This window comes from Brevibacillus brevis, assembly GCF_900637055.1.
Taxonomy (GTDB): Bacteria; Bacillota; Bacilli; order Brevibacillales; family Brevibacillaceae; genus Brevibacillus; species Brevibacillus brevis.
Window position 1 is genome coordinate 799,783 of the sequence record NZ_LR134338.1, and the last position, 14,182, is coordinate 813,964.

Sequence of the window (14,182 nt, forward strand, 5' to 3'; positions counted from 1 at the left end):
AATCATGGCAGTCCAATTTATACTGGGACGGGCAGGAACGGGGAAGACAGAATCGATTCATCGGCAGATGCAAGCCCGGCTGCGGGATAAGCCGTTGGGTTCGCCTATGATTCTGCTCGTGCCAGAACAGGCCAGCTTTCAGGAAGAGTATGCGCTCGCCACACTGCCAGAGCTAGGCGGTGTGATGGGGACACAAGTGCTTAGCTTCGGTCGATTGGCTCACAGGCTCATGCAGGAGCTGGGCGATCTGACTACCGTGCCTGTTGACGATCTGGGTAAGCATATGGTTTTGCGTATGCTTTTGGAGCGGCACAAGGAAGAGCTGAATGTATTCGGACGTTCGGCCACACAGCCTGGGTTCGCTTCTCAGCTCGGTCGCTTGATTAGCGAGTGCAAGTCGTATGGTGTTTCCTTCACCCATTCCGAGAATGTGGAGTGGGGAGGGGCCAATCTCAATCAAAAAATACATGACCTTCGCTTGATTATGAATGCGTACGAGGCTTACTTGTCAGAGGGGTATTGTGATGCGGACGACATCCTGAACCGAGTGGCAACGATGGTGCGTGATTCCATGTACATCAAGCAAGCTGAAATATTTATTGATGGCTTTACCGGGTTTACGAATCAAGAGCTGCGCTTGATCGAACAGTTGATGCAGCACGCTAAGCACGTGACGATTGCGCTGACGCTTGACCCGAATGAACGTGATGCCTCTGTGGATGAACTGGGGCTGTTCCACCCTACGCTGCGAACGTACCAAGCCTTGACACTGATGGCGCGTGAATCGGGAGTATCAATCGCCAAGCCGCTTTTATTGACCGAGGCACAGCGATTCAAGAGCAGTCCGTGGCTGCGTCAGGTCGAACAAGTGTATTTCCAATGGGGGGACCCGCCGATCCCGGATCAGCCCGGACGTGCGGACGAAGTGACGATGCTCTCCGCGGTGAACAGGCGTGCAGAGGTAGAGGCTGTGGCGTTGAAGCTCCTGTCTCTGTCGAGAGAAGAGGGGTATCGCTGGAAGGACATGGCGATTTTGCTTCGGGAAATCGGGACGTACGCTGATGAGATTTCGGCTGTGTTTACCGAATACGGCATCCCGCACTTCTTGGACCAGAAGCGCTCCGTCATGCACCATCCCTTGGTGGAGCTGGTGCGATCGGCATTGGAGGTCATTGTTACAAAATGGCGGTACGACGCCGTTTTCCGCTGCTTGAAAACAGACCTGCTCCTGCTGGATAGCACCGATGAGCATACAGCCCGGAAGGAAATCGACCGACTGGAAAACTACGTGCTGGCTCATGGTGTCTTTGGCTATCAATGGGCAGAAGAATCTGCTTGGCATTTCCGTGGGCAAGCAGGCGCTGAGGAAGACGCGAAAATCGATGAGTTGAGACGCAAATACGCAGCGCCGCTCTTGGCCTTTGAACAAGAGATGAAGCAAGCAACGGGCAAAAACGTACAGGAGATGACCCTTGCCCTGTACAACCTTCTGATAGCGTTGGATGTGCCTAACAAGCTGGAGAATTGGCAGCGAAAGGCAGAAAATAACGGTGATCTCGATGCGGCACAGGTGCACGGACAAGTATGGACAGGATTGATCGAGCTGATGGATCAGGTCGTGGAGGTCATGGGCGACGAGAGCATGGACCTGGCGACATTTGCCCGTGTGCTCGACAGCGGTCTGGAGACGATTGAATTGGGACTTGTTCCCCCGGCGCTGGATCAAGTGCTGATCGGGGCCATGGAGCGCTCTCGTCAACCGGATGTCAAAGCTCTGTTTTTGCTTGGCGTAAACGAGGGCATTATTCCGTTGCGTCCAAAAGAAGAAGGAATTTTGGATGAGGCAGAGCGTGAGCGACTGGCTGAAATGGGCATGTCTCTCGCACCGAGTGCGAAGCAACGGCTGATGGCTGAGCCTTACTTGCTGTACCAGGCGATGACGAGACCGTCGGAGAGGCTGATCCTGAGCTGCGCGTTGGCAGATGAAGAGGGCAAGGCCCTGTTGCCTTCCTCTGTGTTTACCCGCATCCGGGAAGTACTGCCGGATATCCCGCATCAGGTTTTTTACAATGAACCGACGGGGCAGCACGAGACAGATGCATTCCTGCTCGGACATCCGAGACGTGTGTTCCGCCATCTTTTGACGCTATTGCGATCGATGAAGAAAACAGGAGAGCTGCCAGACTTCTGGTGGGAGGTATACGACTGGTATATTCGCGCTTCTCCCGATGTCAAACGGGAACAGTGGCTGTTGTCCGGCTTGCGTTACTTCAATCGACCGCAGGAGCTGGATTTGGAAACGAGCACGACCTTGTACGGCAAACAACTGAAAATGAGCGTGTCTCGTCTCGAGCGATTCCAGTCATGTCCGTTCTCGCATTTCTCTTCCCACGGTCTCAGATTGGCGGAGAGAACGATGTACAAGCTGGAGCGTTTCGATGTGGGGGAACTTTTCCACGCTTCACTCAAGCGAGCCGTTGAAAAAATGAACGAAGACAATCTGGAGTGGAGCAAGCTGACGGAAGACAATAGCATGCAGCTGGCAAACGTGGTTGTAGAAGAACTGGTTCCTGCGACTCGCAGCAGCATTTTGACGCGGACAGCCCGGTACCGTTATTTGTCCGGCAAGCTGAAGCGAGCAGTTGGCCGCGCGATTTACGTACTCGGGGAGCATGCGAAGCGCAGCCGTTTTGCACCAGTAGGACTGGAGGTTTCGTTTGGGCCGAATTCAGATTTGCCGGGATTGGCTTTAACGCTTGAAAATGGTGTGGAGCTTCAGTTAATCGGACGAATTGACCGCGTTGACCAATCACTGGATAGTGAGGTCCCGTATTTGCGCGTGATTGACTACAAGTCCAGTCCCAAGCAGCTGTCTCTCTCCGACGTTTGGAATGGCCTGAACTTGCAACTGCTCGTCTATCTCGATGTTGTCGTGGCAAATGCCGAGGAATGGCTGGGGAAAAAAGCCGAAATGGGAGGCGTTTTCTACTATCAGGTAGCCGATCCTTTTGTGACGGCAAAACGCATGCTAACAGCTGACGAAGCGGCAAAGGAGCGGGCAAAGCGCTTGCGCATGAAAGGCTTGATGCTCGCAGATCCAGAACTGGCACGAATGATGGATGGCTATGTAGAGCAAGGGGCGTCAGAGCTGGTGCCATTTGAAATCAAAAAGGACGGAACGCTTTCGTCACGATCATCCGTGGCAACAGCCGAGCAGTTCCAAGCCTTGACTTCCTATGTTCGCGATACTGTGAAGCAAATCAGTACGCGCATGACCAACGGGGAAATCCAGATCGAACCATACACAAACGGGACGATGACCGCTTGCGATTACTGTTCGTACAGGCCAGTATGCAAGTTCGACGGAGATGCAGGCGGGAATGAGCACCGACAGCTTGCCAAATGGAACAACAAGCAAATATGGAGCATGCTGGCAGAGCAGCAGATGGCAGGAGAAGGAGGAATGACCGATGGCGGATCAACAATTGCAGGCCAAGCCTGAACAATGGACGGACGAGCAATGGCAAGCGATTATCCAGCGCGGGAATAATCTCCTGGTGGCAGCGGCGGCAGGCTCTGGGAAAACCTCCGTCCTGGTTGAGCGGATTATCCGACGCATCATGGACGAGAAGGACCCGGTTGGAGTCGATCAGCTGTTGGTGGTGACCTTTACCAATGCGGCAGCGGCAGAGATGCGTCACCGGATTGGCGATGCATTGCGAAAGGCATTGAAAGATGACCCGCACTCTTCTCACCTGCGAAGACAACTGGCACTGCTCCAGCGGGCGACGATTACGACACTTCACTCGTTCTGCTTGGGTATTTTGCGCCAGTATTACTATCTGATTGAACTCGATCCTGATTTTCGCATAGCCGACCAGATGGAAGGGGAGCTTTTGCGGCAGGATGTCTTGGAGGAACAGCTGGAGAGCTGGTACGAAAACGACGCTGATTTTCATGCATTAGCTGATGTGATGCTGGACGGTCAGGACGATCATGCCCTCACCCTACTGCTGCTCAGGCTGTATGAGTTTTCGCGCAGTCATCCGGCACCAGAACAATGGCTCGGAGAAGCGGCCGGAATGTTTGCGGTTCACGATAAAAACGGTTTGGACGGGCTGGAGTGGACCAGAAGCGTGCTGCGTTCTGTGGAGCTGGCACTCGGTGGAATGACGGCTAAGATGCGCAGGGCAGTTCTTTTGGCGGGCTCACCGGAAGGGCCTGCTGGCTATTTGCCTTTGCTTGAGGCGGAAGCAGCTGCCCTGCAGCGTGCAGGAGCGGCTTGCAGAGATGGTTGGGAAGCGACCGTCGAAGCTGTTCGGGGGGTTGTATTTGCCAAGCTGCCTCCAGTGAAAGGCACAGATCCGCTCGTGAAGGAACAGGTGCAGGACCTGCGAAACAGCGTGAAAAAGGAACTGGCAGAGCAAATCGAGCAATACTTTTCTACGACAGCCGAGCAGTACGTCGCAGATTTGCAGCGGATTGCTCCTCACATGCAGACATTGGCAAGACTGGTGACAGCATTTTCGGATGCTTTTCAATTGGAGAAGCGCTCGCGCGGCTTAGTCGATTTTGGCGACTTGGAGCATCTGGCTCTGCGCATTCTAACCGAAACGAATGAGTCCGGGGAGACTGTTCCTTCGTCTATCTCAACCCAATTGCGTGAACAGTTCGCTGAAGTGTTAGTAGACGAATATCAGGATATTAACCTCGTGCAGGAGACAATCTTGCAAATGGTTTCCCGAGACGGGATGAATGGTCAGCCAGCGAATCGCTTCATGGTGGGTGATGTGAAGCAGAGTATTTATCGGTTCCGTTTGGCAGAGCCAAAGCTGTTTCTCGAAAAATATGTGACCTATCAACAAGATGGGGATGCTGACGAAACGTGCATCGGTCGGCGTATCGATCTGGCGGCGAACTTCCGCAGTAGAAGGGAAGTCGTAGATGCCGTTAACTTTTTGTTTCGTCAGATCATGTCTCACGGGGTAGGTGAGATCGGTTATGATTCTTCGGCGGAGCTGATCAACCGTGCGTCTTATCCAGAAGCACAGCCGAACCGTTTGCAGGCAGAGATGCATTTGATCGACCGGAATACAGCGATAGCAGAAGAAGGTCAGGCAGTAGTTGCAGAGGGGACAGATGAGGGCGAAGCAGGTATTCCCGAGGGAGAGTCCGCAGAGGAAGCGAGTGTTGCACAGCTGGAAGCTCGACTAATCGCCAGCCGTATTCGTCGCTGGATGGAGCCCGGCGAGGGAGAAGAGCCACTGCTCGTTTTCGATAAAAAGGCTGGGGGAATGCGCCCGCTGGCCTATCGCGATATCGTTATTTTGCTTCGTGCGACCTCAGGCTGGGGGCAAACGATGCAAGAAGAGCTGCACGCGGCAGGAATTCCCGTGTATGCCGAGCAGACTGCGGGTTATTTCGCGGCGACAGAGGTAGAAACGATGCTTTCCCTGCTGCGTGTCATTGACAACCCGCTCCAAGACATTCCACTGGCAGCTGTATTGCGGTCTCCCATCGTCGGCTTGCGGGAGGAGCAGCTTGCTCAAATCCGCATTCACTACGCGACAGGGCCGTTTCACCAAGCTGTTCTCCAATATGCAGAAGAACGCCCGCCCCAAGAGTCGTGGGAGAGAAGGCTGCGACAGTTTTTTGGCCGATTGGATCTATGGCGGACAGAGGCTCGCAGAGGTGCTTTATCGGAACTGCTGACGTTGCTGTACCGGGAGACAGGTTATCTCGATTATGTGGCGGCTCTGGAAAACGGTCAGCAGCGACAGGCCAACTTGCGTGCGCTCTATGATCGCGCAAGACAATACGAAGCTGGTTCCTATCGTGGCTTGTTCCGCTTTTTGCGTTTTGTCGACCGTCTGCAAGAAGCGGGCAATGATATGGGCGAAGCAAGAACCATCGGGGAAAACGAGGATGTCGTACGCATCATGACGATCCACAAAAGTAAGGGGCTCGAGTTCCCGGTTGTTTTTGTGGCGGGTATGGGCAAGCAGTTTAATACGATGGATTTGAAAAGCCAGTTTTTGCTGCATAAAGATTTGGGCTTTGGCCCGATGGCTGTTGAGCCCTCCTTGCAACTGCGCTATCCGAGTCTGGCTGCGCTGGGCATCCGGCAAAAGCTGCGTCGGGATATGCTGGCAGAGGAAATGCGTGTGCTTTATGTGGCTTTGACGCGTGCACGCGAGAAGCTCATTCTTGTCGGTTCATCCAAGGATCTCGCAAAAAGTGTAACAGACTGGGGCAGACAGGATGACAACGAGCGGCTCAGTGACGAAGACTTGATTCAGGCAAAGGGATACCTGGACTGGGTGGGGCGTGCGATGTTGCGACATCCTGGTGCGGGATTGCTGCGGGCATATCCAGAGCAACAAGGCTCAGGAGAAGTCGTGAGAGTCAGAAGTGTGCCGGATGATTCGGTTTGGTCGTTTCACTTCTATCAGGCAGATGAGCTCCGTGCCCAAGGAGAGTCAACCAACGACGATGCGTCTCTGTGGGAGCGAATGACCAGACGAGAGGCGATCGCGGAACGACCGTCTGATGACACTTTGCGAGAGATTGTCGACAAGAGATTAGGATGGCAGGACCCGCATCCAATTGCGCCACGCGTAGCTGCGAAATGGAGCGTCAGCGAACTAAAGCGACATGCAAAAGTTAGCAAAGGCGGACAGCCACTCACGCTGCCGTCCATTACGGAAAAGCCAAAGTTTTTGTCTGAGCAAAAATCCAATCGACTGACAGCAGCAGAAAAAGGAACCATCACGCACTTAGTGTTCCAGCATCTCGATTTGAAACGTCCGCTGGATGAAGCGGATATTCGGGAGCAGGTGGCGGCACTCGCGGCACGCCGCTTTTTGACTGACGAGCAGGTACAAGCAGTAGATGTTCCCCAGATCGCCCGATTCTTCGCTGATCCTTTGGGGCAGCGAATGAAGTCGGCGGCGGTCGTGCATCGTGAACTGCCATTTACCCTCGTGATTCCTGCTTATGAAATAGAAGCGGAGTTAGGTGAAGAGAGCGACGAGCAGGTTGTCGTCCAAGGGGTCATTGATTGCCTGTTGGAGGAGCAGGATGGAAGCCTCGTCCTGATCGATTTCAAGACAGATTGGATGGCAAAAGAGGCGACTGCCGCAGCCATCGAAGAGATGAAAAGAAGATACGAAGGCCAGATCAGGCTATATGTCCGGGCAATCAAGCAGATCATCAAGCCAAAAGGGAACGTGTCTAGTTATCTTTATTTGCTCTCAGGTGGATTCTCTCTTTCGTTTTCGGATGAAAGTATGGATTAGTATGTTAGACCGTCAGGGCAATAGCTCTGGCGGTCTTTTTGTTTATTAGAGCTGCTGTGGTGGGGGAAGAAGCGCATTTCCAGTCTTCGCTTCGGCCTACGCCCTGCAAGGGGGAATTGACTGTCCGCTCCGGAATAAATGGCGGGAGCGCTTCAAACGTAGAAGTTTCGAGGAGGTAGTTCATAAGTGAAGCTGAAATTCCCCGCCATTTTTTCCTGCGCTGAGGTGGGCTCCAGAGGCGCTTGGACTGGAAATACGCTTCTTCCCACGCGGCTTTTGGTTAAAAGAATTCAAGGAAGCTGCTTTGAACTGTCCCTCATTATGTTTTAAGAGCCAGAAGAGGATCAAAGCTATACGAAAGCACTGTCACATGTTTGGAAGGAGACCGCCCGAACGAAGAGAGGATACAGGCGACTGGAAAACATGTGGCAGGGCTTCTCCCGACCACTACTGTTAGAAGACCACCACTAAAAATCTCACATAATAGAACGTATGTGCTATTATTAGTTAGAATTTTCCTACTCATCTACTCAAATAGATAAGGAGTGAACTCGATGAAGATGCTTTTCCAATATAACTGGCAGGTACGGGACGAGTGGATGGAATGGTGTAAGCGGCTCACACCAGAAGAATTGCTGCGAGAGCGCACAGGTGGGGCTGGCACGATTTTGTATACGTTGTTTCACATTGCTGATGTTGAGTATAGCTGGCTTCGGGGCGTACAAGGAAAACCGGATATTCAGGTGGCATACGAAACGCAGAAGTCTCTGGAAAAGGTAAACGCACTGTCACATGCCTGGCGCGTAGAGTTGCGAGATTTCATCGAGAATTGGTCAGACGAGATGGAGAACGAATCAGTAAAGGTAGCCTGGGATGATGAAGTGTACACGAAGGGAGAGTTGCTGCGCCATGTCATCGCCCACGAGATTCATCACATGGGACAGTTGTCCATTTGGGCGAGAGAGCTCGGGATTGCGCCTGTTTCCGCCAATGTCATTGGGCGCGGATTAGCGCGCAGGTAGCCCTGACAAAATCCGATCCAAGCTGCGCCTGTGCATAATTTTCCTCTTAACGGATCATACTCCAACTGTTTTCAATCACGGTTGGAAGTGAATGACCCGCTTGGGAGGTCGCACATGATGTCATGGAAAAATCAATTGCTGCGGAAAAAGTCAGTTGCGAAAATGCTGGAGCAGGTGGATAAAAACGAAAGCTCTCTCAAAAAGTCATTGGGTGCTTTTGACCTGACAATGCTGGGCATCGGCGCAATCATGGGAACAGGGATTTTTGTGTTAACAGGAGTTGCAGTTGCCTTGCACGCTGGACCGGCACTTGTTTTGTCTTTTGTTATTGCGGCACTTGCCTGTGTGTTTGCCGCACTCTGCTATGCGGAATTTGCATCGACTGTTCCGGTGTCGGGAAGCGCTTATACATACAGCTATGCGGCATTTGGCGAATTTGTCGCCTGGATGATCGGGTGGGACTTGATCCTCGAATACGGAGTGGCTTGCGCTGCGGTGGCAAGCGGATGGTCGGGGTATGCCCAAGGATTGCTAGCCGGGTTTAACATCCACCTGCCGCATGCGCTCACCAGTGCGTTTGATGCATCGAAAGGAACGATCGTCGATTTACCTGCGGTCCTCATCATTGTCATCATTACAGCTTTGTTGATGAAGGGAACGAGAGAGTCTGCGAGCTTGAATACCATTATGGTGTTAATAAAAGTAGCGGTAGTTGTCCTGTTCCTCGTCGTTGGCGTCATGTATGTCAAGCCGGAAAACTGGAATCCATTCATGCCGTTTGGTTTTGCGGGAGTAGCAACTGGTGCCGCAACGGTGTTTTTTGCTTTTATCGGATTTGATGCGGTGTCTTCTGCGGCCGAAGAAGTGCGCAATCCCCAGCGCGACATGCCAATCGGGATCATCTCTTCCTTACTCGTGTGCACGATTTTGTACATTGCTGTCTCACTGACATTGACAGGGATTGTTCCGTACAAATTGTTGAATGTCAAAAATCCGGTCGCGTTTGCGCTCAGCTATGTCAATCAGGACTGGGTAGCAGGCTTCATTTCGCTGGGAGCCATTGTCGGGATCACGACCGTTTTGTTAGTCATGATGTATGGACAAGCCCGGATGTTTTTTGCGATGAGTCGAGATGGCTTGCTCCCCGAGCTTTTCTCGCACGTACATCCCCGCACACAGGTACCACAAAAGAGCACGCTCGTCGTGGCAGCCTTAGTAGCAACCTTCGGCGGATTATTGCCCCTCTCCAGCTTGGCCCAGCTCACCAACATCGGAACGCTGTTTGCATTTATTTTGGTCTCGATTGGACTGGTTGTACTGCGCCGTACTCATCCGCAATTACCGCGTGCTTTTCGCGTTCCATTTGTTCCGCTTGTTCCCTTGCTCTCGGTCCTCTTTTGCGGATATCTCGTTTTCAACCTGCCTACGCTGACAAAGGTCGGTTTTCTCGGTTGGCTGTCGGCCGGAGCGATCGTCTATTTCCTTTATGGGCGCAAACACAGTCGATTGGCAACAAAAGACGATTCCTCCCAAACATAAATGGCAGGTTAATCCGTTTAGGCATGTTCTACTGAGCATGTCTTTGTTTGCTATCTGACAAAGCGATCCAATTCGTGGTAGAGTAAAAGCAATTAAAACGACGAAGGAGGGCAGGCTATGAAGCGAAAACGAGCAGATCGACCTGGTTGGAGACGCGTGAAGCGATTGGGCTACCAGCAAAAATGGGTAGAATCTTTATCTTTCTCTGGGTACACTGTCCGTCTGACTCTGGACGAAGTAAGTGAGCCTGCCTACATGCCTGTCGGGGAGAAAACGCTGTGTGTGGGTGATCGAGGATATGTTTACTTGCAGTATTTTCCCAATGGTCAAGCTTATGCCGTTACGAAAATGATGGATGAGCTGGGGAATACCGTGCAATGGTATATCGATATTTGCCGGGGACATGGCAAAGATGAGGACGGGCATATCTGGTATGACGATTTGTACCTCGACATCGTGGTACTGCCGACAGGAGAAGTATACCTGCTTGATCAGGATGAACTCGACGAGGCGCTGATAAAAGGAGCTATCACGAAAGAGGATCACCAGTTTGCCACAAAGACGGCTGATGGCATGCTACAGGATATTTTAGCGGGGAAACGCGATGCCTTTGACTTTCCCAATTTCTTTGCATAGAATGGTGAAGAGTTTTCCATAGTGAAAAAAAGGAGGGGATGGGAATGGATAACAAGGGCGGGAAGTTCCCATTCTACTCTTTTTGCTTCGAAGAACGAAGGCGATGTTTGCTTTCGTTCTTTTTTTGTTGAACGGTATCCATTCCAAAGAAAAGAACGTAGGGGGAGGCGCCATGCGGTATAAACGAGTCCTGGTCAAGTTAAGCGGTGGAGCGGTAGCCAAGGAAAACGGGTTTGGCTTTGATCCTGTGCAGCTGGAGCATATCGCGGGGGAGATTCTGGCTCTACTGGATATGGGCGTAGAAGTAGCCATCGTGATCGGCGGGGGCAATATTTTTCGCGGAAACATGGCCGATCAATGGGGAATCGAGCGGGTGGAGGCGGACAACATCGGTACATTGGCTACCGTCATCAACAGCTTGATGCTGCGCGGAGTTTTGAAGGCCCGTGTAAACAGGGAAGTCAGAGTGATGACTGCCGTTCCGATCAATGCAGTCGCCGAGCCGTACATTCGTCTGCGGGCCGTTCATCATTTGGAAAAGGGGCATGTGGTCATCTTCGCTGGGGGAAATGGTCAACCGTATGTGACCACTGACTATCCCGCTGTTCAGCGGGCGCTCGAGGTAGGCACGGACGCCCTTTTGGTCGCAAAGCACGGCGTAGATGGCGTGTACACGGCCGATCCGCGCAAGGATTCTACCGCGAAGCAGTATGTAGAGGTTTCTTTTGACGAGGTGGTCAGAAGAGATTTGCGTGTCATGGATCAGGCCGCGATGATTTTGGCCAGAGACCATCAATTGCCGCTGCACGTGTTTAACTTTGACCAGCCGGGAGCCATGGCGCGGATTTGTCGAGGGGAGCAGGTAGGTACGTACATTAGCACAGAGCTTGCGGCACTGTATAAGTAGTAGGCAAAGGTTGGTGCGTTTACGTTTGTAAAGCGAGACAGCGGCAGCCTAGGACGAGAAAATAAGTCCTGGACTGCCGCGGATCATTACATCTCACCTGGCGTTTTCTGTCCGATGGGGGGGATATTCCGAAGCTTGATCACGGTGAGTATGGCGATAGCGATCATGAGCCCGCCGCTAACGGCCACAACAGCATGCATGCCGTCGGTAAAGGCTATCTGGGCGCCATGAAGAAGGGTTGAACCAATAGGTTCGGGTAAAGCTTTAGCCGCCGAGACTGCCCCAGCCAGACTTTCGCGGGCGGCTCCGGATGTTAACGTCGTAACATCTCTCGGTATGAAGCGGGCAATTTGAGTGCGGTACACGTATGTTCCGATGCTGCCTAATACAGCGATACCAAGCGCGAATGCGAATTCACCGCTCGTCTGCAGCAAGGACGCCGCCGAACCCGCTTTCGCCGGCGGGGCCGAGCCGATGATTAGATCGCTGGACAAGCTCGCAAACGGGGCTGCTCCCACATTAAAAAAGATATAACCGACGATCAGGGTAGAGAGCCCGGATCCCGCCTCTACCTGGGACAGTAGAATACAACCAGTCGCTGATATGGCAAGACCTGCTCCGATCAGGAGCGACGGTCGGACCCGCCGAGCGATGATCGGCGACAAAAACATGCCCGCCATCGACGCAACCACTCCCGGGAGCATGCACATCGCTGCCGCAAGCGGCGATAGTCCTTCCACGAATTGAAGATGCTGTGCAATGAAGAGCATGGAAGCGCCTGTCAAAGTGATGCCGAACATGCCGCCCAGTGCCGTGCGGAAGGCGGGGTTTGCGAATAGGCGCAAGTCCATAAGCGGACTGTCCAACCGTTGCTGCCGTCTTACGAATAACGTCCCGAAAACAGCTCCAGCCGCGATGGCAATGAGCGGCAAAGTCTGTAAACCTTGCTTAGCGATTTCCTTTAGGCCGTATATTGCCGGTAGAATGGTGCACATCGACAGCATGACGCTAGTCATATCCAAATGACCAGGTGCGGGATCCCGATATTCGGGCAGAAGATGGGACGCAGTCAACAACAGCAGCGCCATGACTGGAACGCCGAGTAGAAAAATCGAACCCCATGAAAAATGCTCCAGCATCATCCCGCCGACCACTGGGCCAAGCGCCATGCCTCCCATGGAGCACATGAACCATATGCCTATGGCAAGGGAACGCTGCTTATGATCGCGGAACATATTGCTGATTAAAGCCAGGGACGAAGGCGATACCGTCGCCCCGGCTATGCCGAGCAGTGCCCGTGCTGCAATCAGCATTCCAGAGGTGCTGGAATAAGCGGCCAACACCGAAGCCAAACCGAATGCCGCTGCGCCGAACATCAGCAGCTTACGGCGGCCGATCCGATCTCCGAGCGAGCCCATCGTGATCAGAAACCCCGCGAGCATGAAGCCGTATATGTCCATGATCCAGAGCTGTTCTGTACTGTCAGCGCCGATAGAGACGCTTATGTGAGGAAGGGCAAGAATCATGACGGACAAGTCTATCGAAACGAGCAGTGCAGGCAATGAAAGCACGGCAAGTCCAATCCATTCGTTCAAACCGGCCCGTTTACTCGATGCAAGCGCAGCATCTTTCATTGGCCGTCCAGAACCTCTCCGAGTCGATCCAACATCACCTTTGTTCCGTGCTCACGCTGTTCAGGCGTATCGAGACCGTCCAGAAAAACGCCCTGCTCGGTATAGATCAAGCGCGTGCCGCCATCCACAGAATCGAATTCCACCGTCGTCACGGATACAGACATCCGCTTGTCTTCCATATCCAGCGTGTAGGAGTATACAATTCGCCTATTCTCAACGATTTCCTGATAGCAGGCATCGAATATGAAAACGGGTCCCCCAGGCGGACCACCGCGATTGAATTCGCGGCCGCCGACGCGGAAGTCGAACTCGTCGGCTTTAGGAAACCAACTGGCTTTGGCAGCTTGACCCGCCCATGCAGCGAATACACGGGCAGGGGAATGCTTATAGTTTCTTTCGATGACAAATGTGGAATGCTTGGCAGATCTTTCACTCATAGTCGAAACCTCCTTGTCCGGGTTCTTCCGGATGCTCATCTAAATATTCACCAAGTCGGTCGAGGTGGCGATCCATACTCGATTTTCTCTCGGCGAAAAACTTCTCATGATTCATTCTCATCGTCCGTATGATGTTCATGAAATGCTCAACGGTAAACGGTTCATTCCTTTGCATCCGACTCGATACATTTTCAAGCTCGTGCAAGAGTTTCTGCTGCATGCGGATACTTTCTTTCAGGCTGTCTATTTGAATGGTAACAATGTCTGACAGGCTGAGTTGGTCTCCGGTCATAACGGCTTTAATCTGCTCCAGCGATAACCCCAACTCCTTTAAGGACAAAATTTGCTGTAGGCGTGAAATGTCCTTTTCGGTGTAGAGTCTGTATCCGGATGGCGAATAGCCGGATGGAGAAAACAAGCCTATCTGATCGTAAAAACGTAAAGTTCGTATCGTAATTCCTGCCATTTTCGCAAGTTCTCCGACTTTCCAATGTCGTTTCATGATCAGCCCCTTTCTTGATCGCTAGCTAGCGTTTCACCGGTAATTTCACTATAAACCGTTACGTTACGTAATGGTCAAGGAGCCTTATGAAGTTTTTTCCAATTCAAAAGTGAACTTGCCCGTTAGCGTTTCATAACCCGAAGAGTCTAAAACTTTATTTTCTCGAAATATTTCTAAGCCCCTTCTTCCTGCTTTTTTGTTTACAAT

Annotated in this window: 9 protein-coding genes; 6 read left to right on the forward strand and 3 right to left on the reverse strand. The window is 52.3% G+C overall.

The window, feature by feature from the left end:
• Positions 1–4 precede the first annotated feature (4 nt).
• The 6 genes from addB to pyrH all read left to right on the forward strand — a co-directional run bounded on the left by addB (position 5) and on the right by pyrH (position 11,402).
• On the forward strand, positions 5–3,502 hold the full coding sequence (gene addB, locus EL268_RS04205; RefSeq protein ID WP_106656186.1) for a helicase-exonuclease AddAB subunit AddB: 3,498 nt from the start codon (positions 5–7) through the stop codon (positions 3,500–3,502).
• Positions 3,471–7,298, forward strand: coding sequence for a helicase-exonuclease AddAB subunit AddA (gene addA, locus EL268_RS04210; protein ID WP_106656187.1), 3,828 nt, complete (start codon positions 3,471–3,473; stop codon positions 7,296–7,298). Before addB ends, addA begins: the two co-directional genes overlap by 32 nt.
• Positions 7,299–7,852: 554 nt before the next feature.
• Positions 7,853–8,320 (forward strand): DinB family protein, encoded by a 468-nt coding sequence (locus EL268_RS04215; protein WP_106656188.1) that lies wholly within the window; start codon positions 7,853–7,855, stop codon positions 8,318–8,320.
• Positions 8,321–8,437: 117 nt separating this feature from the next.
• Positions 8,438–9,859 carry a branched-chain amino acid transporter BcaP gene (locus tag EL268_RS04220; RefSeq protein ID WP_106656189.1) on the forward strand — a complete coding sequence of 474 codons (1,422 nt, stop codon included), beginning with the start codon at positions 8,438–8,440 and terminating at the stop codon, positions 9,857–9,859.
• 117 nt (positions 9,860–9,976) lie between these two features.
• Positions 9,977–10,495 carry a ribonuclease FAU-1 family protein gene (locus EL268_RS04225; protein WP_106656190.1) on the forward strand — a complete coding sequence of 173 codons (519 nt, stop codon included), beginning with the start codon at positions 9,977–9,979 and terminating at the stop codon, positions 10,493–10,495.
• 172 nt (positions 10,496–10,667) lie between these two features.
• On the forward strand, positions 10,668–11,402 hold the full coding sequence (gene pyrH, locus EL268_RS04230) for a UMP kinase (RefSeq protein WP_106656299.1): 735 nt from the start codon (positions 10,668–10,670) through the stop codon (positions 11,400–11,402).
• Between the two features lie 86 nt (positions 11,403–11,488).
• Here the strand turns inward: pyrH and EL268_RS04235 are convergent, their stop codons facing one another.
• From EL268_RS04235 to EL268_RS04245, 3 genes are read right to left on the reverse strand one after another with little or no spacing between them, the layout of a single operon-like run.
• A complete protein-coding gene (locus EL268_RS04235; protein WP_106656191.1) occupies positions 11,489–13,036 on the reverse strand; it encodes an MFS transporter in 1,548 nt (515 codons plus the stop codon).
• Complete coding sequence (locus EL268_RS04240) at positions 13,033–13,473, reverse strand: SRPBCC family protein (RefSeq protein WP_106656192.1); 441 nt, start codon at positions 13,471–13,473, stop codon at positions 13,033–13,035. Before EL268_RS04240 ends, EL268_RS04235 begins: the two co-directional genes overlap by 4 nt.
• Positions 13,466–13,975: a MerR family transcriptional regulator gene (locus tag EL268_RS04245; RefSeq protein WP_106656193.1), complete on the reverse strand. Its 510-nt coding sequence runs from the start codon at positions 13,973–13,975 to the stop codon at positions 13,466–13,468. The genes EL268_RS04240 and EL268_RS04245 overlap by 8 nt, the downstream gene beginning before the upstream one ends.
• Between the last annotated feature and the right edge of the window lie 207 nt (positions 13,976–14,182).

Coding starts and splice junctions, on each gene's coding strand:
- EL268_RS04215 (WP_106656188.1), top strand. CDS start 7,853: ATGAAGATGCTTTTCCAATATAACTGGCAGGTACGGGACGAGTGGATG.
- pyrH (WP_106656299.1), top strand. CDS start 10,668: ATGCGGTATAAACGAGTCCTGGTCAAGTTAAGCGGTGGAGCGGTAGCC.
- addB (WP_106656186.1), top strand. CDS start 5: ATGGCAGTCCAATTTATACTGGGACGGGCAGGAACGGGGAAGACAGAA.
- EL268_RS04225 (WP_106656190.1), top strand. CDS start 9,977: ATGAAGCGAAAACGAGCAGATCGACCTGGTTGGAGACGCGTGAAGCGA.
- EL268_RS04245 (WP_106656193.1), bottom strand. CDS start 13,975: ATGAAACGACATTGGAAAGTCGGAGAACTTGCGAAAATGGCAGGAATT.
- EL268_RS04220 (WP_106656189.1), top strand. CDS start 8,438: ATGTCATGGAAAAATCAATTGCTGCGGAAAAAGTCAGTTGCGAAAATG.
- EL268_RS04235 (WP_106656191.1), bottom strand. CDS start 13,036: ATGAAAGATGCTGCGCTTGCATCGAGTAAACGGGCCGGTTTGAACGAA.
- EL268_RS04240 (WP_106656192.1), bottom strand. CDS start 13,473: ATGAGTGAAAGATCTGCCAAGCATTCCACATTTGTCATCGAAAGAAAC.
- addA (WP_106656187.1), top strand. CDS start 3,471: ATGGCGGATCAACAATTGCAGGCCAAGCCTGAACAATGGACGGACGAG.